This window comes from Actinorugispora endophytica, assembly GCF_004363075.1.
Taxonomy (GTDB): Bacteria; Actinomycetota; Actinomycetes; order Streptosporangiales; family Streptosporangiaceae; genus Actinorugispora; species Actinorugispora endophytica.
The window spans coordinates 15,464-39,953 of record NZ_SNYN01000024.1; the positions used below are offsets into that span (position 1 = coordinate 15,464).

The window sequence follows — 24,490 nt, forward strand, 5'->3', positions numbered from 1 at the left end:
CGGACGGGGCCGAGGAGGCGCGATGGCGTGCGCCCCGGACACGCGGACAGGGCGGGACGAGAAGGGCGACCGCACCGGACCGGTCGCGCCGGGGGTACCCGCGACCGGCTCGGCCCGGGGTGGGAGCCGCGCCGTCCGGTGGTCCCCGCGGTGGCCTACCGGCTGCTCGGGGAGGGCGGCGCGGCCGAGGGCGCTGCGGCCGGACACGTCACCCCCGAGGAGGTGGGCGCGCTGGACGCGCTGGTCAACGCCTGCGACCGGACCGGCGTCCCCACGCGCGGGCGCCCGGAGCGGTGACCGGGATGCTTCGTGCCCCCGCTTCGGGACGCGGGCACCGGCGCGGTCCCGGACCGGGTTGTCCACAGACCGCCTTCCCGGCTGGCGCGGAACCGGTTCCGCGGCCTACCGTGGACCAACCGCGTCGCCCACGCCCGGGTGGCCTCCCTCGTCCCACGCGGTAGCCGCCACACGCGTGGGAGGGACCGAATGGACGTCGGGGAGTTGGCGCGGGCCGCAGCGGAGGCGCCGCTGGTGCTGCGGGTGCGGGAGTTCCTGTGGTGGGTGGGGGACCGCCGGCGGCTGTCGCGCGAGCGGACGGGCCCCGCACCGCACGGCCGCGGGTACGCGTACCTGAGCCTGGGGGCGTGGGTCGGGGACGACGACGCCCCCGACGACCACCCCGACTCCGGGCTCCAGGACGGCGGCGCGCTTCTGGACTTCACGCTGGCCGCGCGGATGCTCGAGATGGTGGTGGAGTGGCGGGACCGTGCCCCGGACGGGCGGCCCCGGGAGCACGGGTGGCTGCTGCCCGGCCCCGGGTACGCGGCCCTGCCGGAGGAGTCGTCGCGGGTGTGGCGCACCGGCGTGGAACTGCTGCCGGTGCTGTGGCGCCGGCACGACCCCCGGGTCGCCCCCCGGCTCGCCGGGACCGTGCCCCGGCGTTCGCTGGAGTCCCTGTCCGCGGCCGGGGACGACGGGATCGCGGTGCGCGCGCTCACCGGGGAGTGCGGGGGCGCGGAGGTGCCGGGGGCACGCTTCGCGACCGTGCTGACCCTGCTCGAGTCCCTCGGCCTGGTGCGGTTCGACTACACCCTGGACTCCGGCGAACGCTGCGTTCTCACCCCGTTGGGGCACCACGCCCTGACCCTGCTGTCGGCTCCGGGGACGCGGGTCCCGGAGGGAGGCGCCTCATGAGGCGGGCGGGGGCGGACGCGCGCCGCGTCCGCCCCCGCCGCCCGTCGAGGTCAGCGTTCCACGAGGTGCCGTTCGTTGGGGACGCAGTGCGTCATGGTGAGCCCGGAGACGTCGCGGGGGCCGTTCCCGCCGAGGTTGGCCAGGCGCTTGCGGTCCTCGTCGGTCAGGGACTGGCCCCGCAGCGGCTCGAGATGCGAGACGTCGTCCGGCGCGATGCCCAGTCCCTCGCCCACGCGCAGCCCCAGCTCGTCCTCCACCAGCAGCAGGTGCCACACCATGCGCTCCTGGACCGGCCGAACGCACTGGGACAGCATGGTCGTGAAGTTCGCGACCAGGTCGTCGCGCTCCCACTCCTGCATGAGGCGGAAGCGCTGCCCCGCCTGCAGGTAGTCGTTGGTCCGGGGGATCCTCCTGCGGGTCAGCTTCCCGGTGATCTCCGGCCCCTGGTCGTCGCTGGTCGCGTACGGCGTCTCCCTCAGCCCGCCGGTGATCGACGGCTCGTAGTTGACGTGCGGGTTCTCCGCGCCCCCGTCCAGGGTGTAGGCCATCAGTCCGTCGCGCTGGTTCGTGTTCACCTCGGCGTTCCTGGCCTGGTTCACCGGGAGCTGGAGGTAGTTGGGACCGACTCGGTAGCGCTGGGTGTCGCTGTAGGAGAAGGTGCGGCCGACGAGCATCTTGTCGTCGGAGAAGTCCAGGCCGTCGACGAGCACACCGGTGCCGAAGGAGATCTGCTCGTTCTCCAGGAACTGGTCGGAGACGCTGCGGTCGAGCACGATGCGGCCCACGGGCTTGGGCGGGAACTCCTGCTCTGGCCAGGTCTTGGTGTCGTCGAGCGGGTCGAAGTCCAGCTCCGGGTGCTCGTCGTCGCTCATCATCTGCACCAGCAGCTCCCACTCGGGATGGTCGCCGCGCTCGATCGCCTCGCGCAGGTCGCGGGTGGCGTGGCCCAGGTCGGTGGCCTGGATGTTGGCCGCGTCCTCCGCCGTCATGCTCCGCACGCCCTGCTTGGGCATCCAGGTGTACTTGACCAGGCGCGTCTCGCCCGCGGCGTTCACCCACTTGTAGGTGTTCACCCCGAACCCCTGCATGTGCCGGTAGTCGGCGGGGATCCCGCGCGGGCTGAACAGGTTCACCAGCATGTGCATGGACTCCGGGGTCTGCGACATGAAGTCGAAGATCCGGTTGGGGTCCTGGCGGAAGGTGACCGGGTCCGGTTTGAGCGCGTGGATGACATCGGGGAACTTGATCGCGTCCCGGATGAAGAAGACCGCCAGGTTGTTGCCGACGAGGTCCCAGTTGCCGTCCTCGGTGTAGAACTTGATCGCGAAGCCGCGCGGGTCGCGCGCCGTCTCCGCGGAGTCCCGGCCACCGATCACGGTGGAGAAGCGCAGCGCGATGTCGGTCCGTTTGCCCTGCCCCTGGAAGAGCTTGGCGCGGGTGTAGCGGTCGATCGGCTCGTCGCCCCACCTGCCGTACGACTCGAAGTACCCGAACGAGGTCGTTCCCCGGGCGTGCACCACGCGCTCCGGGATCCTCTCCCGGTCGAAATGGCTGATCTTCTCCAGGAACTGGTAGTTCTCCAGGGTCGCCGGCCCCCGGGCGCCAACCGTGCGCTGGTTCTGGTTGTCATAGACAGGGTGCCCCTGCCGGTTGGTCAGCGGGCGACGGTCGTCACCGGGCCGAGAGCCCTGGCTGGCTGTATCCGTCATACCGAGGATCCCCCACTTCGTGCGGTCGTCTCGCGGCGCCGTCGGCGTCCGTCGAAGCTCCTCGACTACCCGGGCCCGCCTCGGACAACCGGAGGTCAACCCTTTGTTGCCCCGCCATTGCCCGATCCTTGCCCCGGTCCGCCCGCCGACACCGGAAGGGACCGATCCAGACGGCCGAAGTATATGTGACGCAAGTCACGCGACCGTTGTCCGACTCGTCATGGAAGCGCTCCCACGTACTGGTGTCGACCTCTCCGTCTCCCCTCCGGCTCCGGGGAGGCACACGGGTGGACACCCAACGCCGGGAGAGGACGGGGGCATCCGTCGGGGCGCGGCTTCCGCCGTACGCTAATGCCATCGACCGAGCCGTTCTGGGGAGCTTTTCTTGGAATACCGCATCACCGCCGAGTTGACCCTCTCCGAGGGATCGGCCGAACTCGACGGCCTCCAGCAGCAGGGCGCCGCCGCGCTGCTCGCCGAGTGGCTCGACCGGGTTGCGACGGTGGAGGGCCCCGACGGCGTGGAGATCACACCCTACGATCACGAACTGGACGTCCACGCCACCGGCGCGGTGATCGAGCTGCTGGTGGACGCGCCCGCCCTGAGCTTCGCCGAGAACGGGGCCGAGGCGCTGCTGTACGAGATCCTGGACCGCACCGAGCTGCTCTCCGAGTGGAAGGTCGGCAAGTGCGAGGTCACGGTGAGCGACGCCGAACTCGCCGAGGCTCTCGAGGCCGGCGAGGAGGTCGCCCCGGCCCCCTCGGTCGAGATCGGCGTCCCCGCCGAGGAGGTGACCGCCCAGCGCCGCCGCCTGCTGTCGCTCAGCCCGCAGCTGCGCGCGTTCGACGCGCACGCGTTCGGTCCTCCTCCCGGGGAGGACGACGCCCGCGCCCTCGCCGCCGGAGCCCTCGTCGACAGGGCCTCCGCCCTGACCGAGGAGCTGTTCATGGACGTCGTGACGCTGGAGGACGACGCCGAGTCCCTGGACGAGGACGAGACCAACTGGACGGCGGACGACTCCGAGGAGCTGTTCGTCCTGCACGACCTGCCGGTCCGCTACCGGCACCACTACGACGTCATGTTCGCCAAGAAGTTCCTGCTCGCCTCGGCCGCCGTCTACGCCCGGCTGACCCGCCCCGGCTGGACACCGCCCACCTCGACCGCCGAGGCCCTGGCCCTGCACGTCCTCGTCGAGAACGCCAAGGACATCCTGGTCTCCCTCGCCGACGTGGGAGCCTCCGACGTCACCGCCATGTTCACCGCCTTCGGCGAGACCGCCCACAGCCGCCACGACCACGAGTGGCTCTACCTGGAGGACCTCGACGCGATCGACCCCGACGACTCCTCCGCCGACCCGCTGGGGTTCCTCTCCCGCAACGCCCACTCCTGGTTCGACCCGTACCCGGACCTGGAGGACGCGAGTCCGCACCCCTTTCTGATCGACGACGAGGGCTGAGGAGCGGCGGACCGCCGCGGACGGCCCCGCCCCGGGCTACGACCGGGCGGCGGACCCGGTCGTGTCCCCTTCGTCCGCCCGGGCCTGCTGGACGAGCGCGAAGACGACCGCGGCGAAGAGGGCCACACCCGAGAAAACGCCGGACACGACGTCGATCCAGACCACCGGAGCGTCGAGCGCGCTCAGCACTGGACCGGCCGCCGCGAGGACGATCAGGACCCCGCCGAGCACGTGGAAGCGCGGGAGGTTCCAGATGCGGCCCAGCACGAAGAAGTGGGCGCCGACGACGAACGCGATCCAGGCGATGTTGAGCGTGTGGAGGTCCAGTACCTGGTTGAGCACGAACAGACCGCCGAACAGGGCGACGGCTTCGGCTCCCACCAGCAGCAGGTAGGGGCGCCCGGCGAACGGGCTGCGCCCGGCGCCGTCACGCGCCGGGTCCTCCCTGTCGGCGCCGGCGCGCGCCAGGCCCCTTCCGTGGAGTCTCAGGACAGCGACCACCAGCACCACCGCGCAGAGCACGCCGGCCACCCGCACACCGAGCGTCCAAGCGTCCCCGAGCCTTCCCGAGTTGGCGATGATGAAGACGAGACCGAACATGATCGCGATCAGGGAGCCGCTGGCCACCCCTTGGGGGTTCTGCCCACCGGATGATGAGGATGTCATTCGCATACCATCCCATCTCCGGACTTCCGACGCGCCCTCGAACACCGCGAAAAGATATCCGGTTCGAGGCGCCCGTCGGGCTCGTCCGGCGTGATCCGGCCCTCGCCCGCGGCGTCCCGCAGGATCTCGGCCACACGGTCGCGGTCCGCGTCCGGGGCCCGTATCGACTTCGCCTGGTCCCCGTCCTCCGAGGTCACAACGCTCCCGCCCCCCTCATCGTCTCCGCCCCCTCTCATGCCGGACGCGACGTGGGGGACGCCCCGACGTTCCCTCACGCCGGCTGGCGCTCGCCCCTCTCGGAGGTCTCGGAGGCGGTGCGGTCGATCCGCCCGGTGGCCGACGCCCAGCGCTCGAAGACCACCGTGCCCAGCGGGGGGACGCTCGCGACCAGCGCGAGGACGCCGGTCCACGGGCTCCAGCGGTGCGTGGCCCAGGTGACCAGGGCGATGACGCCGTAGAGCACGAACGCCGCCCCGTGCAGCCGCCCGAAGACCTGCACACCGATCTCGTTGAAGACGACCACGTACTTGAAGAACATTCCGGCCAGAAGCCCGATCCAGGTGACGGCTTCGACGGCGGCGATCACACGGAACGCGGTCAGGACGGGCTTGGACACCTGGACTCCTCCTACGGTCTGGGGTTCCCGCAGCGCGCGGGGCCCGTTCCAGTCTGCTGCAGGAGGCGGAGTGGGTCGGCCGAGGGTTCCTCCCCCGCCGCGTCCGCAGGTTTCGGGCAGGAACTAATCAAGATTTCGGACCCAGTGTCGTCGAGAGAACCCCCAGCTCGGCGGAACCCGTCTCGGACCCCCTCCGAAACCTCCCCCGAGAGTCCCGCAATCGCCCTTCTGACCTGGCATTACACCGTGCCTGACACGTCCTTTCGACCGCCCGGTAATCACCTCCGGCGGAGTGTTTGCCGGAATCGCCGGAAGCGCATGTCTATGAGTAGACGCGGTGGTCGCAACGACCTTCTTCCCCACGCGACATCCCACGTCAAGGCCGATGACCGGAGGAAATCAGCCAGTGCCGCAACTCGCGATCGCCCCGACCTTTCTCAACGACTTCTCCCGTCTGGACTCCGGGATCCAAACCGCGATCCTGACCGTTATGCAGGCCTACATGGCCGGAGACCGAGAGCACTTGGAGGCTGTCCCGAACGCGACCGACCCGCGAGTCCGCGTCATGCAGATCGGCCCCAACTGGTCGGGGATCGTCGCCCCCTCGTCCGAGGGCGTCTACTGCCTCGTCGGTGTCCGCCGGCACGAGGAGGCCGTCTCCTTCGCCCGCGCCTACCGACCCGCGACCGGGCCCGGGATCGGCGTCGTGGAGATGTCCGGACCGTCCTCCCCCGCCATCGCCCTGCCGTCGGTGCGCGGTCCCGTCGAACTGGCGCACGACCTGAACCGGTCCTTCGCCGAGTGGCAGATCACCCTGCACCCCGACCAGCGCCGGTTCGTGGACGCGCGCTTCGCCGGATCGGCTCGGATCACCGGCGGGCCCGGCACCGGCACGACGGTGATCGCGCTGCACCGCGCGGCACACCTGGCCGAACTGGACGCCGCCCGGTTCGGGCCCGCCACACGCCCGAGCGTCCTGCTCACCACCGTCAACAAGCTGCTCGCGCAGACCCTCGGCGACCGGCTCGACCGGCTCGTCCCCGACCCCGGCGTGCGCGCGCGCATCGACGTCGTCACCGTCGACCGTCTGGCTCGCGGCGTCGTGCACGAGCACACCGGCATCCTGCCCGAGACCCTGGGCAAGGAGGCCATCGGCGAACGGTGGCGGACGGCCGCCCGGACCGACGGCCTGCCGTACTCGGGGCGTTTCCTCCTCGGCGAATGGGAGCAGGTGCTCCTCGCCCAGGACATCACCGACCTTTCCGACTACATCCGCTGCGAGCGCAGCGGCCGGATGCTGCACCTGGCCCCCGAGCACCGGACGCACGTGTGGGAGGCCGTGCACCGCTACACCGCCGCCATGCGCACCGCGGGCGAGTGGTCCTACCCGCAGGTGGCGCAGGAGGCGGCCCGACTGCTGCGGACCGCCGGACCGCGCTACCGGCACATCGTCGTCGACGAGGCCCAGGACCTGCACCCCGCGCAGTGGCGGCTGCTGCGGGCCGCCGTCGCCGAAGGCCCCGACGACCTGTTCATCGTGGAAGACCCGCACCAGCGCGTCTACGACGACCGGGTCTCGCTGGCCTCGCTCGGCATCAACGTCCGCGGGCGCGGCCACCGGCTGCGGGTCAGCTACCGGGTGACCCAGGAGACCCTGAACTGGGCGATGCCGATCCTGGGCCGGCCCGCGGCGGTCGGCCCGGACGGCGACGCCGACACCCTCGCCGGATACCGGTCGCTGCTGCACGGCCCCGAACCGGTGGTGCGCGGCTGCGCCGGCCGGACGGAGGAACTGGCCGCGCTGGGCGAGTGGGTCAGGGGGTGGCTGGAGGCCGGGGTGACGCCCTCCTCCATCGCGCTGGCCGGACGCAACCAGTGGGTGGTGCGGCACATCGCCAAGGAGCTGTACGCCAACGGCATCATGACCGCGCCGCTGGACTCCGCCGAAGGCGTCGACGCGGTGCGGGTCGGCACCATGCACAAGCTCAAGGGCCAGGAGTTCCGCTGCGTCGGCCTGGTGGGCCTGAGCGAGCCGCTGCTGCCGCCCAAGGCCGCGATCGACGCGACCGAAGGCGACCCGGTCGCGCTCGAACAGGTCTACCAGCAGGAACGCAACCTGATATTCGGCGCCTGCACCCGCGCCCGGGACGCCCTGTACGTGTCCTACGTGGGCGCCCCCAGCCACCTGCTGCCCGAGTCCGCGCGTTCGGCCCACTGACGGCCGCCGACCAGGGACGCCGCCCGGACCGACCGGTCCGGGCGGCGTCGACGTGTCCGGCGGGGCCGGCCGAGGGCGGTCGTCCCGATCCCGCGCGGGAGCTCAGGGGGCCGGAGGGCTTGCGCCGGCCTCCGCCCCGCGTGTTACATGGGGCGCACCTACCGACCGGTAGGTCCCGGTCGGCGCCGCGTTCCGAAGCCGCGGCCGCCATACCGCGCGGCCGCGCACCCCCTCCCGGACCCCAGGGAGTACACCTGATGCCCCACGAGCACAACCGCAGCGGACACACCACCGGTCCGGCACCGGGGGAGCCCCTCCCGGTCGACGACCGGTTCGACTACGACGTGGCCGTCATCGGTTCGGGTTTCGGCGGTTCGGTCAGCGCCCTGCGCCTGACCGAGAAGGGGTACCGGGTCGGCGTCCTGGAGGCCGGACGCCGCTTCACACCCGAAACACTCCCCAGGAACTCCTGGGACCTGCGCAACTTCCTCTGGGCGCCCTCGCTGGGCCTGTTCGGGATCCAGCGCGTCCACATGCTGCGCGACGTCATGGTCCTGGCCGGGGCCGGTGTGGGCGGCGGTTCACTCAACTACGCCAACACGCTGTACGAGCCGATGGACGACTTCTACGCCGACCCCCAGTGGAGCGGCGTCACCGACTGGCGGGACGAGCTCGCCCCTTTCTACGACCAGGCGAAGCGCATGCTCGGGGTCCGCGCCAACCCCACCGTCACCGCCGCCGACTCCCATCTGAGGCGGGTCGCCGAGGACATGGGGGCGGGGTCGACCTTCCGCCTGGCGCCCGTCGGCGTCTACTTCGGCGACGGCCTGGACGGCTCGGCCACCGGACCCGTCTCCCCCGGGGCGGTCGGCGGCGACCCCTACTTCGGCGGGGCGGGCCCCGCGCGGCGGGCCTGTCTGGAATGCGGCGAGTGCATGACCGGCTGCCGCCACGGCGCCAAGAACACGCTCACCGAGAACTACCTGTACTTCGCCGAGCGCGGCGGCGCCCGGATCCACCCGATGACCACCGCCCTGCGGCTGCGCGAGCGCGCCGCCGACCGGGGCGGCGGCTACGCGGTGGACACCCTGGTCACCGGCGCCCGGCGCACGCGCGCCAACGCCCGGACCTTCACCGCCCGCCAGGTGGTGGTCGCCGCCGGGACCTACGGCACCCAGCGGCTGCTGCACACGATGCGCGACACCGGCCTGCTCCCCCGTATCTCCGACCGGCTCGGCACACTCACCCGGACCAACTCCGAAGCCCTGGTCGGCGCGATGACCCGGGCCACGCGCCCCGCCGAGGACTTCACCCGCGGCGTGGCCATCACCTCCTCCATCCACCCCGACGCGCACACGCACGTGGAACCCGTCCGCTACGGCAGGGGGTCCAACGCGATGGGGCTGCTGTCCACCCTCCAGGTCCCCGGCGGCGGGAGCGTTCCCCGCTGGCTGCGCTTCCTCGGCCTGGCGACGGCGCACCCGTACGTCTTCGTCCGGAGCCTTTCGGTCCGGCGCTGGTCCGAACGGACTGTCATCGGGCTGGTGATGCAGTCGCTGGACAACTCGCTGACCACCCGCACCGCGCGCGGCCTCCTCGGCGGGCGCAGGCTCACCTCCCGTCAGGGGCACGGCGCACCCAACCCGACCTGGATCCCGGCCGGCCAGGAGGTCGCCACCCGGATCGCCGGGAGGATCGACGGCTTCCCCGGCGGAACCGTGGGCGACGTCTTCGACATCCCCATGACCGCGCACTTCCTCGGCGGCTGCCCCATCGGCGCCACCGGCTCCGACGGCGTGGTCGACCCCTACCACCGGCTGCACGGCCATCCGGGGATCCACGTCGTGGACGGTTCGGCCGTCTCGGCGAACCTGGGGGTGAACCCGTCCCTGACGATCACCGCCCAGGCCGAGCGCGCCATGTCCATGTGGCCCAACCGGGGCGAGGCGGACCCCCGCCCCGCCCCCGGAGCCCCCTACCGGAGGGTGGAACCCGTCTTCCCGAAGAGCCCGGCCGTCCCGGCGGGCGCGTTCGCCGAACTGCGGTTCACCCCGCGGCGCTCCCTGCGGCTCGGCCCGGCCGCCTCCCCGAGGACTCCCGCCTCCGGCTGAACCGCGCCCGCGCGGGCCGACGGCCCCGTGCCGCTCACACCGGGACGGGGCTCCGGCCGTACGGGTGCACCGCGAACTCCGGGTCCACCGGATCGAACCAGGTGGACAGGGACCAGGGGTCATCCGGGTCCCCGAACGGGTCCGTCTCCGCGTCCAGCAGCGCCAGCCGCTCCACATGCGCGCTGTCGAGCGTGTTGGCCACCAGCGTGCCGAAGCAGCGGACCGGACCGTTCAGGAGCCGGTGGCAGACCAGGTGGTCGTGGCCGGCCCGGAACATGGCGCGCACCGCCAGCGCCTCGGCGAAACTGGTCGGCGGCTGCCAGAACGGCTGCACCAGCCGGTGTGCTCCGGTCCCCGCCACCAGCAGGAAGCGCCGCACGAAGGCCGGGTCGCAGCGGAACGCGACCGGTGCCGGCAGGGCGCCGAAGACGCGGGAACCGAACAGCTCCCCGGTCGTCTCGCCCTCGCGCAGGACCGCGAGGTCGCGGTAGAGCCCGTCGAGGACGGCCGCCGCCCCGACGAGAAGCGACCCGGCGAGCAGGCCGGTGAGATCGGGATCGCCCCCGTCCTCCTCCGCGCCGAACATCTCCGCGCCGAACGCCCGCAGCATGGGCGCGTGCGCCAGGACGTGCCGCCGGGCCGCGACCGGGGCGGGCGGCGCGTCCGCGGGTCCGGCGCTGCAACCGGCGACCTGCCACGACCGGGTCTCGGGCAGCTCCAGGAGCAGCCGCGCCAGCGCCAGCCGCATCCCGGTCTCCGCCACGGCCGCGGACGGCGCCTCCACGACCGCGTCGACGAGCACGCCTCGGCGGTGCTCCCTGGCCTCGGCCGCGCGCAGCAGAACCCGCACCCCGTCGGGGCCCTCGATCGCGGCGATGGAGGAGACCCGCTCCAGAACGCGCCGGACTCCCCCGCCCGCCCGGACGGGATCGAGGTCATCCCGCCCCGCGGGGACCTCCACGCTGATCCGCACCGTGTACCGCATGTTCCGCCTCCCGTCCTCCCGGGCCCCAGCGGCCCGGTCAGACAGTAGGGGAACCCCGCCGGACACCCTCCGGGTTTTCCACAGGCGCCTTCCGGCCCGGGGGAACCACCGTGTCGGCGGCGGTTCCCGATCAGGCCTGGCGCTCCCACGGCCAGCGGGCGGCGCGGCCCGCCTCGATGAGCGGGATCATGCCGAAGGCCGCGTCGGTCAACCCGGCGAAGGTGTACCGGCCGCCCTCGCCGGACGGGCCGTGGCCGTACCGGTACCCGGCGAGATTCCAGGTGTAGACGGGAACCTGCGCGGGGACCTCCCCCGTGGGGTCCTCCCCCCGCCGCCCCGCCCACGCCTGCTCGTCGGTGACGATGACGACCCGGTCGTGTCCCCTGTAGTTGTCCCTGACGGCGGCCGCCGTGTTGGTCCCGCCCAGGTTCCCGAAGCGCTCGACCACCCGCAGGAGCGCGTCGCCCCTGCGGATCCCGACCGGCGCGTGCGTGGTGCCGAACTGGACCAGGTCGGCGTCCTCCGCCCGGAGCGCCAGCGCGGCGCCGAACACCGCCGCGCTGTCGGCCGCGGTCAGCGTGGACCGGTCGGAGCCGCCGAAGAACATCGACCCGGACCGGTCCACCAGGACGAGGGTGCGGCCGGGCAGCGCGGGCACGTTGGCCAGCGACGCCTGGAGCGCCCGCTCCAGCGCGGCTCCCCAGCGCAGCGACGGGGCGGCCCGGTGGGCGGCCAGGTAGCGCATCGGAAGCTGCCGGGAGCGCGCCACCTCCTCGGGGTCGGCGATCCGGGCGGCCACCGCTCGGGCGGTCTCGTCGTCCAGCCCCGCCTCGTCAAAGTTGCGCAGGTTGCGCAACCGGGCCATGGACCCCATGGAGGCCAGCACCGCCTTCCAGGCGGCCGCGTCCATCGGCCCCTGGAGCCATCCGGCCAGCGCCTCCCAGGTCATCCCGGCACGGCGCAGCACCTCGTCCGCGTCGGGCCGGTCCAGGACCGCGCGGCGCTCGGGCACCTCCAGCGCCATCAGCCCGGCGCGGGCCCGCAGCGTGTCCAGCCCGTCGGGGACCGGGTCGCCCCTGCCGTGGCGGCGGTCCAGCGCGTGCCGGAACAGCAGTCCCTGGCGGGTGTCCCTGGCGACCGGGTGCACGATGTCGATGACGTCTCCGAAACGGTAGGCCCGGGCGTCGGTGTCGTACTTGAGCAGCGCGCGCTCGGTGTAGAGGCGGGCCACGGCGTCGGCGACTCCGCGCTTGAGCGGCTTGGGGACGGCCCGCCCGTACCGGCCCGTCCAGTAGGCCAGCGCCTCTCCGGGCTCGTCGGGACGCAGCAGGACCGAGTCGACCAGCCGGCGGCTCCGCCCGTGCGCGCCCGCGGCGAGCCTGGCCCGTACGGCCTCGACCGCCCCGACCAGGGCGGCCGAGCGCAGTCCGACGTCTCCGCGCAGCCAGCGGAGCAGGCCGCCCAGCCAGTCGACGTCCTCCACGGCGAGCCGGGCCACCAGCTCGCGGTAGCGCTGGTCGCGCTCCTCGGCTCCTTCGTAGGCGGTTCGCTCCCCCACCATGTTCGAGACCGCGAGCACGAAGAGTTCGGACCGGGCGTCGCGCCGGTGGCCGGGCGCGCCTTCGAAGGTCCGACCGGACGCGACGCGTTCGGCGGTGACGGGTGCGGTACCGGTCGTGGTGGCCGTGGCCCGGTTGAACTTGGCCATAGCGCGCCTCCTCATACGGTGCTCGTCGGGAACAGGCACCGGCGGGGTCCGCTGAGCGGACGGCCGGTGTCGGGGGCGGGGTCGACAGCGGCCGCCGAGCCGCATCAGGGGAGGTCCGGCGGGACTCGGACCCGCGTCGTTCTCTTGGGGGGAGGCATCCGCTGTCCGCGCACCGGAAGGTGCACGGCTGAGACCCTAGCGGCCCCTCTCCTCCGCCCGCCATCCGTTTTCGCCCCGGCCGCGGGGAGACGCGGAAGGGAGGAAGGGGCGCCCGAGATCTGAGTCGGCGACGGTGCTTGCCCGATGCTCTACCGACTGAGCTACACCGGTCCTGGGACCGGCGGCGGGACTCGAACCCGCGACCGTCGGGTCCGGAAGAAGTATCCGTCGCCTGCGCACCGGGCGCCCCGGTTGTGCGAGGCTTTCCGAGTTCCCGGCGCCGATGGAGTCCTACGCCGCGATGAAACGGCGCTTTGGGTTCGAACCAAAATGGATTACCAGAAGTATCCATCGGCTTCGCACCGGAAAGCCTGCGCCGGGGACGCTACGGGACAGGCGTCCGGGCCGCAACCGGATTTCAGCGGTGCTGGTCCCGGACCGCGAACAGGAAGTGCTCGGACACCTCCGAGCGCACCGTGCGCAGGCGCGCCTGGACGGCTCTGCGCAGCCTGCCGAAGCACTCCAGGACGGCCGCGTTGTCGCCGACCATCCCGCCCTTGGTCACGAGCGGCGCGCCGTCCAGCGGACCGCCGACGATGACGCCGTGCACCGCGAGCGGCAGCACCTCGCCGCCGACCTCGAAGGCGTGCACGCCCAGCTCGTCCAGCACCGCCGAGGTGACGTTGCCGCCGGTCACGAACAGGCCGCTGGGCCCGCCTGCGGGCCCCGCCTCGCGCTGGGCGTTCTCCACGGCGCGCACGACCAGTCCGGCGAGCACCTGCGGCAGGACGCGGCGACGTCCGACGGGCAGCGCGGCGATCCCGGCCGCGGACACGCCCAGCCGCAGGATCACCACGTCGGGGAAGACGTGGCTGGTGAGGGAGTCGGTCAGGACCCGGACGAGTTCGTCCCGCCGTTCGAAACCCCGGTCCTCCAGCGCCTCGGCGTCGACGTCGACGAAACAGGCCGGACCGGTGCGCGCGACCGCGTCCAGCTGGCGGCGGGTCAGGTCGGAGGCGCTGCCGACGACGGCCAGCAGCGGCCCGGCGACGTGGCCCCGGCCGCGCAGGCGCAGCGCCTCGGCCAGCAGCGCGCCGGCCGGTCCGGGGTCCGCGGCCAGCCACACGATGCCGTGCTCGCGGTGGGCCTGGGCCGCGGCCTGGGCCAGTTCGGTCAGGTACGGCTCGGTGAGGGCGTCGCACAGCACGACCGGCTCGTCGCCCGAGGCGAGTTCGGCGGCAAGCAGGTCTCTGGTGATCTGGCGGACCGGGACGTGCCGCACCGCGAGGCCGCTCTGGCGCGCGAACACCTCGGCGACGTCCCCGGTGGTGGCGGGGCTGAGCGGGTCGAGCGCCAGCTCGGTACGGTCCAGCGGCACCCCGTCCAGGAGCTGGACGCCGCCGGCGGTGGTGCGGCCCGAGGAGGGGAACGCCGGGACCAGCAGCACGCGCGGGCGCGTCCGCGGCGGACAGCGGTCCCGCAGCGCCCGCCAGGCGGCCTCCACCTCGGCGCCGATGTTGCCTCGCAGGGTGGTGTCGATCCGCTTGACCACCAGCCCGACCGGCCAGACCGCCTCGACCACGTCGGTGACGAGGTCGACGGCCTGTTCGGCGGGCATGTGGCGGCTGTCCAGGTTGGCCACGACGACGTCGTAGTCCTCGGCCGCGCGGGTGACGTGTTCGGGGGCGACGGTCACGACGCGGTGACCCGAGCGCGCGAAACGGGCGCCGGTCGCGTTCGCTCCGGTGAGATCGTCTGCGATGACGAGAACCTGTGCCACCCGACTATTCATAGTGCACTCGGGGGAGCGGTTCGCCGCGTCCGGGTCGGCGGGGCCGTCCCCGATGGAACCGCTCCCCCGAACCGCGCTCCCGAAGACCCTGGTCAGCCCGCCCGGACCCCCACCGCCTCGCCGGTGCGGGCGCTGCGCAGGGCCGCCTCGATGACGTCGAGCCCGTGCACGACCTCGTGCGGTTCGACGGGCAGCGGCTCGCCCTCCCCGACGGCGTCGCGCACGCCCGCGTAGAAGGCGGGGTAGTCGCCCCGTTCGGAGGGGACGGCCTTGGTCTCGCCGTCCGTCCCCAGCCTCCCCCAGGCGGCCTCGGGTTCGACACCCCAGCCGGGGCCGCCGGGGCGCTCGCCCTCTCCCAGGCGCGCCTCCTGCCCGTCGAGCCCGTGCACGGTGAACGCCGCGCCGTCGCCCAGGACCCGGAAGCGGGGGCCGAGCTGGGCGGCCACGGCGCTCATCCACAGGTGCGAGCGGGTCCCGTTCTCGTGGGCGAGGGCGACGAAGGTGTCGTCGTCGGCGCCGACGCCCGCGCGCCGCGCGTCCAGTTCGGCGTAGACGGAGCGGACGGGGCCGAAGAGGTTGACCGCCTGGTCGATGAGGTGCGCGCCCAGGTCGTAGAGGAGCCCGGCCCCCTGCTCGACGGTCCCGCTCTCGCGCCAGGTGCCCTTGGCCTGGGGGCGCCAGCGCTCGAAACGGGACTCGAACCGGTGCACCCGGCCGAGCGCACCGTCCTCGATCAGCTTCCACAGGGTGAGGAAGTCGCTGTCCCAGCGCCGGTTCTGGAACACGGTGAGCACCTGGCCGAGCCGCTCGGCCCGGGCCTGGAGCGCGCGGGCCTCGGCCGCGGTGACGGCGAAGGGCTTGTCCACGACGACCGCGAGTCCGGCGTCGAGCCCGGCTTCGGCCAGCGGCGCGTGCGTGTCGTTGGGCGAGGCGATGACGGCGATCTCGAACTCCCCCGCCCGCCGCCACAGCTCCCCTGCCGAGGCGATCACCTCGGTGCGCGGGTACCGCGCCCGTACGGCGGCGGCGCGCTCGGCGTTCCCGGTGACCACCGCCGAGAGCCGGAGTCCGGGTGTGGCGTCGATGAGCGGGGCGTGGAACACCTCGCCGCCCTTGCCGTATCCGATGAGCGCGACGTGCAGTTCCGGTCCGGTGCCGTGATCAGTGGTCATGCCTCAATTATCAAAGACCCCCGGCCCGCCTCGACGGCGCCCTCCGTCCCGGCTCCGCGTCCGGATCCGTTGAATCCTTCGATGATCGTGACGCCGGCGTTCCACTTTGCCCGTTTTGTAGAACGCCGGCGTCACGATCATCGAACAGTGTCCTGGTTTCGCAAGGAGTACAGGGACCGTCCGCTCCACTGCGGGCGGTCCCTGTCGACCGGTTCCCGGATCTGTCAGACTCCGGCGGGCTGCCGGGACTCAGCGGGCTCCAGGGCCAGGGCCAGGACCTCGCGGACGTCGCTGACGGGGTGGACGGTGAGCTGGTCGAGCACCTCGGCGGGCACGTCGTCCAGGTCGGGTTCGTTGCGGGCGGGGATCAGGACGGTGGTGATGCCCGCGCGGTGCGCGGCGAGCAGTTTCTGCTTGACTCCTCCGATGGGCAGCACCCGGCCGGTGAGGGAGACCTCCCCGGTCATGGCCACGTCCGAACGGGCCGTACGCCCCGAGAGCAGGGAGGCCAGGGCCGTGGTCATGGTCACGCCCGCGCTGGGCCCGTCCTTGGGGACGGCCCCGGCGGGGACGTGGATGTGCACGCCGCGCTCCTTGAGGTCGCCGACCGGGAGCTCCAGCTCCGCTCCCCGCGAGCGCAGGTAGGAGAGCGCGATCCGCGCGGACTCCTTCATCACGTCGCCGAGCTGGCCGGTCAGGGTCAGTCCGCTCGCGCCCGACTCGGGGTCGGCCAGCGACGCCTCGACGAAGAGCACGTCCCCGCCCGCTCCGGTGACGGCCAGGCCGGTGGCCACGCCCGGCACCGCTGTGCGCTCGGCCGACTCCGGGGTGTGCCGGGGCCTGCCGATGTAGTCGCGCAGGCCGTCGGCGTCGACCGCGACGGGCAGTTCCCTCTCGCCCAGCGCCACCGACGCCGCGATCTTGCGCAGCACCCGGGAGATCGCGCGCTCCAGCGAGCGCACCCCGGCCTCGCGGGTGTACTCCCCGGCGAGGCGGCGCAGCGCGTCCTCGTCCAGGGCGGCCTCGTCCGCCTCCAGTCCGGCCTTCTCCAGCTGGCGCGGGAGCAGGTGGTCCCGGGCGATGGTGACCTTCTCGTCCTCGGTGTAGCCGTCCAGCTCCACCAGCTCCATCCGGTCCAGCAGCGGGCCCGGGATGCTGTCCAGGGTGTTCGCGGTGGCCAGGAAGACCACGTCGGACAGGTCGAGGTCGACCTCCAGGTAGTGGTCCCGGAAGGTGTGGTTCTGGGCGGGGTCGAGCACCTCCAGCAGCGCCGCGCCGGGGTCGCCCCGGAAGTCGCTGCCGACCTTGTCGATCTCGTCCAGCAGCACGACCGGGTTCATCGTGCCCGCCTCCTTGACGGCCCGCACGATCCGGCCGGGCAGCGCCCCGACGTAGGTGCGCCGGTGGCCGCGGATCTCGGCCTCGTCGCGCACGCCGCCGAGGGCGACCCGGGTGAAGGAGCGGCCCATGGCGCGCGCCACGCTCTCGCCGAGCGACGTCTTGCCCACACCGGGCGGGCCGACCAGCGCGAGCACCGCCCCGCTGCGCCTGCCGCCGACGACGCCCAGGCCCTTGTCCTCGCGGCGCTTGCGCACCGCCAGGTACTCCAGGACGCGCTCCTTGACGTCGTCCAGGCCGGCGTGGTCGGCGTCCAGGACCTCGCGGGCGCCGGTGATGTCGTAGGAGTCGGCGGTCCGCTCGTTCCACGGCATGTCGAGGACCGTGTCCAGCCAGGTACGGATCCATCCGGCCTCGGGCGAGGAGTCCCCGGCCCGCTCCAGCTTGTCCACCTCTGCCAGGGCCGCGGCGCGGACGTGGTCGGGCAGGTTCGCGGCCTCGACCCGCTCCCTGTAGTCCTCCTCCTCGCTGCCCGGCTTCCCGGACAGCTCGTTGAGCTCCTTGCGGACGGCCTCCATCTGGCGGCGCAGCAGGAACTCGCGCTGCTGCTTGTCCACGCCCTCCTGGACGTCCTTGTTGATGGTCTCGGTGACGTCGAGTTCGGTGAGGTACTCGCGCGTCCACTCGCTCAGCAGGGCGAGGCGCTCGGAGACGTCGTAGCTCTCCAGCAGCCGCAGTTTCTGGGCGGTGTTCAGGAACGGGGAGTAGCCGCCGCGGTCGGCGAGCAGCCCGAGGTCGTCGAGCTGCTGGATGCCGTCCAGGATCTGCCAGGCGCCGCGCTTCTGCAGGTAGGTGCTGAGCAGCGTCTTGTACTCGCGGGCCAGCTCCTGCACCCTGCCCGGGTAGCCGCCCTCGGGGACCTCGTCCCGGTGGACCTCCGCGGTGACCCACAGCGCCGCTCCGGTGCCCGTGGTTCCGCTGCCCACGCGGGCCCGCGCGACGCCGCGCAGGGCGGCGGCGGGTTCGCCGTCGGGGGTGCGGCCGACCTGCTCGACGACGGCGACGGTGCCGACACCGGCGTAGGAGCCGTTCACCCGCGGCACGATCAGCACCCGGGGCTTGCCCGCCGAACGCGTCCCGGAGGCCTTCCCGTCCGAGGTCTCGGCGGCCTGGGCGGCCTCGATCGCGGCGCGGACGTCGGAGTCCGAGATGTCCACCGGCACGACCATGCCGGGGAGGAGGACATCGTCGTCGAGCGGCAGAACGGGCAACGTCACACCGGATTGCGTGTCAGTCATCAGACCCTCCTTGTTGAGTCACTATGACTCAACAAAGAAGAGCCCGTCTTGTTCCTCGAACCCTGTTCGCCCACAGCGATCATGCGGACACGAACCCTCCGCAGCTGAAAACGTCTCCCTGAACAGGGAATTCGTCCCACGTGACGAAACCGTTACGGCGCACACCGGCCAATTGTGTGGACATTCACTGGCAAAGCTACTTGCATCAGACGTCACGAGGCCGGTCTACATCACGGACCGGGCGGCACTGGAGGTACGTGAATGCCCAAGTCCCCGCACCCGCGCGCGACCGTCGCGGCGTCACTCTCACTGGTCTTCCTCACCGGTGGGTGCGCCTACCTGGAGGGCGGCGGATCCCAGTCGGCCGATCCGGACTCCCCCGAATGCGAGGCCTTCTCCCAGTGGCAGGGGAACGAGGGCACCGTCTCCGTCTACGCCTCCATCCGCGACGAGGAGGCCGAGCGCATGGAGCGCTCCTGGCAGCAGTTCGCCGACTGCACCGGGATCGACATCCAGTACGAGGGCAGCGGTGAGTTCGAGGCCCAGGTGCAGGTGAAGGTCGACGGCGGCAACGCCCCCGACATCGCCCTCTTCCCGCAGCCCGGCCTGCTCGCGCGCTTCATCGACGCCGGCGACGCGGTCCCCGCCCCGGACAGCGTCCGGACGCTGGCCGAGGAGGGCTGGAGCGAGGACTGGCTGAACTACGCCACCGTCGACGGCGAGCTCTACGGCACCCCGCTCGGCGCCAACTTCAAGTCCTTCGTCTGGTACTCGCCGACCTACTTCAGCGAGAACGGCCACGAGGTCCCCCAGACCTGGGACGAGATGATCGCCCTCAGCGACGCGATCGCCGCCGACGGCGTCAAGCCCTGGTGCGCGGGCATCGAGTCCGGCGACGCCACCGGCTGGCCCGCGACCGACTGGATCGAGAACGTCATCCTGCGCGAGCAGGGTCCCGACGTCTACGACCAGTGGGTCGGCCACGAGATCCCGTTCAACGACCCCCAGATCACCGAGGCGTTCGACCGGGCCGACGAGATCCTGCGCAACGAGGACTACGTCAACGGCGGGCACGGCAACGTGCAGACCATCGGCACCACCTCGTTCCAGGACGCGGGCATGCCGATCCTGGACGACGAGTGCGGGATGTACCTGATGGGCTCCTTCTACGCCGCGCAGTGGCCCGAGGGAACCACGGTGGGCGAGGACGGCGACGTCTTCGCGTTCAACCTGCCGCCGGTCGACCCGGAGGAGGGCACCCCGGTCATGGGCGGCGGCGAGTTCGTCGGCGCCTTCGCCGACCGGCCCGAGGTCGTCGCGGTCCGCGAGTACCTGGCCACCGCCGAGTACGCCAACAGCCGTGCCGCCGAGGGCGCCTGGTTCTCCGCCCACCAGGGCCTCGACCTCGACGGCCTGGAGGCGCCGACCGACCGCCTGGGCGCGGAGATCCTGCGCGACCCCGAGACCGTGTTCCGCTTCGACGGCAGCGACCTGATGCCCGCCGCCGTGGGCGCCGGCACCTTCTGGCGCGGCATGACGAACTGGATCAACGGCGAGGAGACCGACGTGACCCTCGACTACATCGAGGACTCCTGGCCGTCCTGACGAAGTCCGTCGGCCCGGGCCCCGGTTTCGACCGGCGCCCGGGCCGCCCTGATCGGAAGGGACGGAATGGGTTTCTCCATTCTCGACGAGCTCCCCAAGCTCGTCTGGCTGCTGATCGGCGTCGCGGCCTTCCTCGCCGCCATCGGCTGTCTGCTGTTCTTCGTCGACCGCGGCCCCCGGACCAAGTACGAGTGGTGGCAGGCGTCGCTCTTCCTCGCCCCCGCTCTGATCCTGCTGCTCCTGGGGCTGGTCTACCCGGCGGTCCGGACCACGTTCCTGTCCTTCTCGGACAGCCGCGGCGAGAACTGGGTGGGGTTGCAGAACTACACCTGGATGTTCACGCAGCCCCTGATCCTGACGGTGCTGCGCAACACCCTGCTGTGGGTGGTGTTCGCCCCGGCCCTGGCCACCGCAACCGGCCTGATGTACGCGATCCTGGTCGACCGCAGGCGGTTCGAGTCCCTGGCCAAGTCGCTGATCTTCATGCCGATGGCGATCTCGTTCGTGGGCGCCAGCATCATCTGGAAGTTCGTCTACGCCTACAGCCCCGCCGGGGACGACCAGATCGGCGTCCTCAACCAGGTCGTCGTGTGGTTCGGCGGCGAGCCGCAGCTGTGGCTGCTCAACCCGCCGTTGAACACGCTGCTGCTGATCGTGGTCCTGATCTGGGTGCAGGCCGGGTTCGCGATGGTGGTGCTCTCGGCGTCGATCAAGGCGATCCCCGACGAGATCATCGAGGCGGCCCGGATCGACGGGACGAACGCCTGGCAGCAGTTCCGGCACATCACCCTGCCCTCGGTGTGGCCGACCCTGACGGTCGTGCTGATCACCATCTCGGTGCAGACCCTGAAGGTCTTCGACATCGTGCGCACCATGACCGGCGGCCAGTACGAGACCAGCGTCATCGCCAACGAGATGTACGCGCAGGCGTTCCGGTACGGGGAGCTCGGCCAGGGCTCGGCGCTCGCGGTCTTCCTGTTCGTACTGGTCATCCCGCTTGTCATCGTGCAGATGCGCACCAACCGACGTCAGAGGGAGCAGCGATGACCTCGACTCCGACGCCCCCCGTGGGGGGGCTTCCCGCGAAGGCCCCGGGCAAGACGGTCGACCGCTCCCGGGAGTCCTCCGCCGCCCGGGTGCGCAAGCGGCTGTCGACCACGGCCGCGAGCGTCGTGGCGGTCGTCATCGCCACGGTGTGGACGCTGCCGACGGCCGGGCTCCTCATCTCCTCGTTCCGCCCCGAAGAGGAGATCAAGAACACCGGGTGGTGGACGTTCTTCACCGACCCCCAGATCACCCTGCGGAACTACGGCGACGTGCTGTTCGGGACGGCCAGCCAGGGCCAGCTCGCCAGCTACTTCGTGAACTCGTTCGTGATCACGGTGCCGTCCACCGTGTTCGTGGTGGTCCTGGCCGCGCTGGCCGCCTACGCCCTGGCCTGGGTGGACTTCCCCGGCCGGGACTGGGTGTTCCTGGGCGTGTTCGCCCTGCAGATCGTGCCCCTGCAGATGTCCCTGGTGCCGCTGCTGAGCTTCTTCTCCGAGGGCGTCACCGTCGCCGGGGTGCAGCTCATGCCGGCCTGGGACCTGCAGGGCGCGCTGGCCTTCACGAACGTGTGGGTCGCCCACACGATCTTCGGCCTGCCGCTGGGCATCTTCCTGCTGCACAACTTCGTCTCCCAGCTCCCGCGCAGCCTCTTCGAGGCCGCGCGGGTGGACGGAGCCGGGCACGGCGTGCTGTTCCGCCGCGTGGTGGTGCCGCTGGTCGTGCCCGCCCTGGTGTCGCTGGCGATCTTCCAGTTCCTGTGGGTCTGGAACGACCTGCTGGTGGCGCTGATCTTCGCCGGGGGCGGCGTGGAGACCGCGCCGCTGACGGTGCGGCTGGCCGAGCTCGCGGGGACGCGCGGCGAGGAGTGGCAGCGCCTGACGGCCGGCGCGTTCGTGTCCATCATCGTGCCGCTGCTCGTGTTCTTCTCCCTGCAGCGGTACTTCGTCCGCGGCCTCCTGGCCGGAAGCGTGAAGGGCTGACCGGGGCGCGTCCGCTCAACGGACCAGGCCCGACTGGTAGGCGATGACCACCAGTTGGGCCCGGTCCCGGGCGTGCAGCTTCACCATCGCGCGGCTGACGTGCGTACGGGCGGTCGCCGGGCTGACCACCAGCCGCCCGGCGATCTCGTCGTTGGACAGCCCCTCCCCCACCAGCGCCAGCACCTCCCGCTCCCGGTCGGTGAGCCGCGCCAGGCCCGGATGGGGGGCGCGGCGCGTCACCGAGCCCGCGGTGAACGCCGAGATGACGCGGCGGGTCACCGACGGCGACAGCAGCGACTCCCCCCTCGCCGCGAGCCGGACCGCGCGCAGCATCTCGGCGGGCTCGCTGTCCTTGATCAGGAAACCCGCCGCCCCCGCCCGCAACGCGTCGAACACGTACTCGTCGAGCTCGAAGGTGGTGAGCACCACCACCCGGGTTCCGGCGAGCGCGTCGTCCGCGGCGATCTCGCGCAGCGCGGTGATGCCGTCCATGACCGGCATGCGCACGTCCATCAGCACGACGTCGGGGTGCTCGCGGCGCACCAGCTCCACCGCCTCGCGCCCGTCCGCGGCCTCGCCCGCCAGCTCCAGGTCGTCCTCGGCGTCGATCAGCACCGAGAGCCCCACCCGGACCAGGGCCTGGTCGTCGGCCACCGCCACCCTGATGCTCACCGCTCGCTCCTGTCCCCGGGCAGATGCGCCCGAACCGCGAATCCGCCGCCCGGACACGGCCCCGCCTCGACGGTCCCGCCGACCGCGCGGGCACGCTCGCGCATCCCCGCCAGTCCGTTGCCCTCGACGACGGGGTCGCCCAGCCGGGCCGGCCCCTCGTCGGTCACCTCGATCACGACGCCCTCCGGGGTGTGCGCCAGGTGGACCCGGGCGGGCGCGCCTCCGGCGTGCCGCACCACGTTCGTCAGCGACTCCTGCACGATCCTGTACGCGGCGTGGTCGACCGCGACGGGCAGCCGCACGGGCGCGCCCTCACGGGTCACCGAGCAGCCGCGCCCGGCCGCGGTGAGCGCGGCGACGAGGTCGTCGAGCCGGTCCAGCCCGGGGACGGGGGCGCGCGCGGCGTCCCCGCCCGGGTCCTGGAAGACCGCGAGCGTGCCCCGCAGCTCCTCCAGCGCGTCCTTGCTCGTCTTGCGGATCGCCTCCAGCGAGGGCACCGCCTGCTCCGGGCGCTTGTCCAGCACGTGCAGCGCCACCCCGGCCTGCATGCTGATCACCGAGAGGCTGTGGCCGACCACGTCGTGCACCTCGCGGGCGACGCGCAGCCGCTCCTCGTAGGCGGAGCGGCGGCGCTCCTGCTCCCGCTCGTGCAGCACGCTCTCCCTGCGGACCCGCACGGCCGCGCCGAAGGCTGCGGACGCGCACAGCAGGGTCAGGGTCACGGTCGCGTCGGTGAGCAGCTCCCCGTTCAGCGCCCCCAGGTAGGGCTCGTCGAGGTTGGGCGCGAGCACCAGCGGGACGGCCAGGGGCGCCAGGGCGGCGTACCGGCGCAGCGGGTAGGCCGCCGCCACGGAGAAGAGCACGACCAGCGGCATCACCCTGACCATGCCCGCCGCCCCGCCCGCGAGCGCGACCGCCGCCCCCGACGCGGCGACCGCCAGGGCCGTACGCGGCCGGAACCGCCGCACCGCCACCCCCGCGGCGCCCGCGGCCGCGCCCAGCCACACGAGCGGGGACATCTCCCGCGGCCCCCAGTCCGCGGCCAGCCACGCGCCGGGCTCCGGCGGGCCGGGCCTGCCCATGACGGCGTGGCCGTGGGTGGCGCCGAGGGCCGCCAGCGCCAGCAGGACCGCGAGCGACACGCTCCCGGCCAGCCTCCTGGCGGTCTCCCTGTTCATCACGTCCGTCCTCCCGCTTCCCGGTTGCGACCATAGTCGGCTCCGGCCGCGCGGTCGACGGCCCGGACGCGTAGTGCCGGTACGCGCTGCCGCGTAGTCGGGAAGCCGCGCCCGGGGCGACGACGGAGCGGGGAGCGCCGCGCGATGGTGGAGCCATGAACACCGGTCTGGCCGCGTTCGCGGCCGAAATCGCCGTCCCCGCCCTTCGCTGGGGGGGCGGGCGGTGGGGCGACGCCCCGTCCGCGCTCCCCCTGGCCTTCCACTTCGCAGGAGTCCTGATGTTCCTTCTTCTCGCCCTCCTCGTCGGCGTCCTGTTCTTCGTCGCGCGCAGGAAGGGCCGCGGACCGTGGGCCCCGCAGCCCAGGGAGGCCCCGGAGGTCGGCGCCCAGCGGCTGCTGGCGGAGCGGTTCGCCAGGGGCGACATCGGCGTCGACGAGTTCATGGAGCGGGCCAGCGTGCTCAACTGGACGCCGGGGGTTCCCCCCGGGGCCGGGAAGTAACCGCTGGCCGCGAACGGCCGTTCCTCTCGTTGATCTTGACCTTTCCGGGGTCTCGACCGCCTCCGAGACCCCGGAAAGGTCAAGAT

General features: G+C 72.5%; 20 protein-coding genes. 9 read left to right on the forward strand and 11 right to left on the reverse strand.

The features are described from left to right. The first annotated feature begins 138 nt into the window (after window positions 1-138). Both EV190_RS23540 and EV190_RS19840 read left to right on the forward strand, forming a co-directional pair. Complete coding sequence (locus tag EV190_RS23540; protein ID WP_166655510.1) at window positions 139-297, forward strand: hypothetical protein; 159 nt, start codon at window positions 139-141, stop codon at window positions 295-297. A 189-nt stretch (window positions 298-486) separates the two neighbouring features. Beyond that, window positions 487-1,194, forward strand: a complete 708-nt coding sequence (locus tag EV190_RS19840; protein WP_133743105.1) for a hypothetical protein — start codon at window positions 487-489, stop codon at window positions 1,192-1,194. Between the two features lie 50 nt (window positions 1,195-1,244). Here EV190_RS19840 and EV190_RS19845 read toward each other — a convergent pair whose 3' ends face one another. Further along, a complete protein-coding gene (locus tag EV190_RS19845; RefSeq protein WP_133743106.1) occupies window positions 1,245-2,903 on the reverse strand; it encodes a catalase in 1,659 nt (552 codons plus the stop codon). 385 nt (window positions 2,904-3,288) lie between these two features. Between EV190_RS19845 and EV190_RS19850 the strand changes: the two genes are divergently transcribed. Continuing rightward, entirely contained in the window at window positions 3,289-4,359 is a 1,071-nt protein-coding gene (locus tag EV190_RS19850) for a hypothetical protein (protein ID WP_133743107.1), read from the forward strand. Between the two features lie 36 nt (window positions 4,360-4,395). Here EV190_RS19850 and EV190_RS19855 read toward each other — a convergent pair whose 3' ends face one another. Genes EV190_RS19855 through EV190_RS19865 form a run of 3 tightly spaced genes read right to left on the reverse strand, consistent with a single transcriptional unit; the run spans window position 4,396 to window position 5,641 of the window. After that, the gene (locus tag EV190_RS19855) at window positions 4,396-5,025 is read right to left on the reverse strand and encodes a hypothetical protein (protein ID WP_133743108.1); all 630 of its coding nucleotides are present in this window, start codon (window positions 5,023-5,025) and stop codon (window positions 4,396-4,398) included. Continuing rightward, window positions 5,022-5,261, reverse strand: a complete 240-nt coding sequence (locus EV190_RS24545; protein ID WP_133743149.1) for a DUF1707 SHOCT-like domain-containing protein — start codon at window positions 5,259-5,261, stop codon at window positions 5,022-5,024. The genes EV190_RS19855 and EV190_RS24545 overlap by 4 nt, the downstream gene beginning before the upstream one ends. Window positions 5,262-5,296: 35 nt before the next feature. Beyond that, window positions 5,297-5,641, reverse strand: coding sequence for a DUF3817 domain-containing protein (locus EV190_RS19865; protein ID WP_133743109.1), 345 nt, complete (start codon window positions 5,639-5,641; stop codon window positions 5,297-5,299). A 406-nt stretch (window positions 5,642-6,047) separates the two neighbouring features. On the opposite strand from EV190_RS19865, the gene EV190_RS19870 reads away from it, so the two are divergent. Next, a complete protein-coding gene (locus EV190_RS19870; protein WP_133743110.1) occupies window positions 6,048-7,859 on the forward strand; it encodes a UvrD-helicase domain-containing protein in 1,812 nt (603 codons plus the stop codon). 257 nt (window positions 7,860-8,116) lie between these two features. Continuing rightward, a complete protein-coding gene (locus tag EV190_RS19875) occupies window positions 8,117-9,970 on the forward strand; it encodes a GMC oxidoreductase (RefSeq protein WP_133743111.1) in 1,854 nt (617 codons plus the stop codon). 34 nt (window positions 9,971-10,004) lie between these two features. Here the strand turns inward: EV190_RS19875 and EV190_RS19880 are convergent, their stop codons facing one another. The 5 genes from EV190_RS19880 to lon form a co-directional block, all read right to left on the reverse strand. Beyond that, window positions 10,005-10,955 (reverse strand): hypothetical protein, encoded by a 951-nt coding sequence (locus EV190_RS19880; RefSeq protein ID WP_133743112.1) that lies wholly within the window; start codon window positions 10,953-10,955, stop codon window positions 10,005-10,007. A gap of 130 nt (window positions 10,956-11,085) precedes the next feature. After that, entirely contained in the window at window positions 11,086-12,663 is a 1,578-nt protein-coding gene (locus EV190_RS19885; protein ID WP_133743113.1) for a TROVE domain-containing protein, read from the reverse strand. 577 nt (window positions 12,664-13,240) lie between these two features. Continuing rightward, on the reverse strand, window positions 13,241-14,602 hold the full coding sequence (locus EV190_RS19890) for a four-carbon acid sugar kinase family protein (protein ID WP_133743114.1): 1,362 nt from the start codon (window positions 14,600-14,602) through the stop codon (window positions 13,241-13,243). A 104-nt stretch (window positions 14,603-14,706) separates the two neighbouring features. Beyond that, window positions 14,707-15,786 (reverse strand): Gfo/Idh/MocA family oxidoreductase, encoded by a 1,080-nt coding sequence (locus EV190_RS19895; RefSeq protein ID WP_133743115.1) that lies wholly within the window; start codon window positions 15,784-15,786, stop codon window positions 14,707-14,709. Window positions 15,787-16,010: 224 nt separating this feature from the next. Next, entirely contained in the window at window positions 16,011-18,422 is a 2,412-nt protein-coding gene (gene lon, locus EV190_RS19900) for an endopeptidase La (protein WP_133743116.1), read from the reverse strand. 261 nt (window positions 18,423-18,683) lie between these two features. On the opposite strand from lon, the gene EV190_RS19905 reads away from it, so the two are divergent. The 3 genes from EV190_RS19905 to EV190_RS19915 all read left to right on the forward strand — a co-directional run bounded on the left by EV190_RS19905 (window position 18,684) and on the right by EV190_RS19915 (window position 22,054). Then, window positions 18,684-20,027, forward strand: a complete 1,344-nt coding sequence (locus EV190_RS19905; RefSeq protein ID WP_133743117.1) for an ABC transporter substrate-binding protein — start codon at window positions 18,684-18,686, stop codon at window positions 20,025-20,027. A gap of 66 nt (window positions 20,028-20,093) precedes the next feature. Continuing rightward, window positions 20,094-21,074, forward strand: a complete 981-nt coding sequence (locus EV190_RS19910) for a carbohydrate ABC transporter permease (RefSeq protein WP_133743118.1) — start codon at window positions 20,094-20,096, stop codon at window positions 21,072-21,074. Continuing rightward, window positions 21,071-22,054, forward strand: a complete 984-nt coding sequence (locus EV190_RS19915) for a carbohydrate ABC transporter permease (RefSeq protein WP_133743119.1) — start codon at window positions 21,071-21,073, stop codon at window positions 22,052-22,054. Before EV190_RS19910 ends, EV190_RS19915 begins: the two co-directional genes overlap by 4 nt. 15 nt (window positions 22,055-22,069) lie before the next feature. Here the strand turns inward: EV190_RS19915 and EV190_RS19920 are convergent, their stop codons facing one another. Together EV190_RS19920 and EV190_RS19925 are read right to left on the reverse strand one after the other, a co-directional pair. After that, window positions 22,070-22,726, reverse strand: a complete 657-nt coding sequence (locus tag EV190_RS19920; protein WP_133743120.1) for a response regulator — start codon at window positions 22,724-22,726, stop codon at window positions 22,070-22,072. Then, a complete protein-coding gene (locus EV190_RS19925) occupies window positions 22,723-23,904 on the reverse strand; it encodes a sensor histidine kinase (RefSeq protein WP_133743121.1) in 1,182 nt (393 codons plus the stop codon). Before EV190_RS19925 ends, EV190_RS19920 begins: the two co-directional genes overlap by 4 nt. A 155-nt stretch (window positions 23,905-24,059) precedes the next feature. Here EV190_RS19925 and EV190_RS19930 point away from each other — a divergent pair, with 155 nt between their 5' ends. Beyond that, window positions 24,060-24,404 (forward strand): SHOCT domain-containing protein, encoded by a 345-nt coding sequence (locus tag EV190_RS19930; protein ID WP_133743122.1) that lies wholly within the window; start codon window positions 24,060-24,062, stop codon window positions 24,402-24,404. Window positions 24,405-24,490 lie beyond the last annotated feature (86 nt).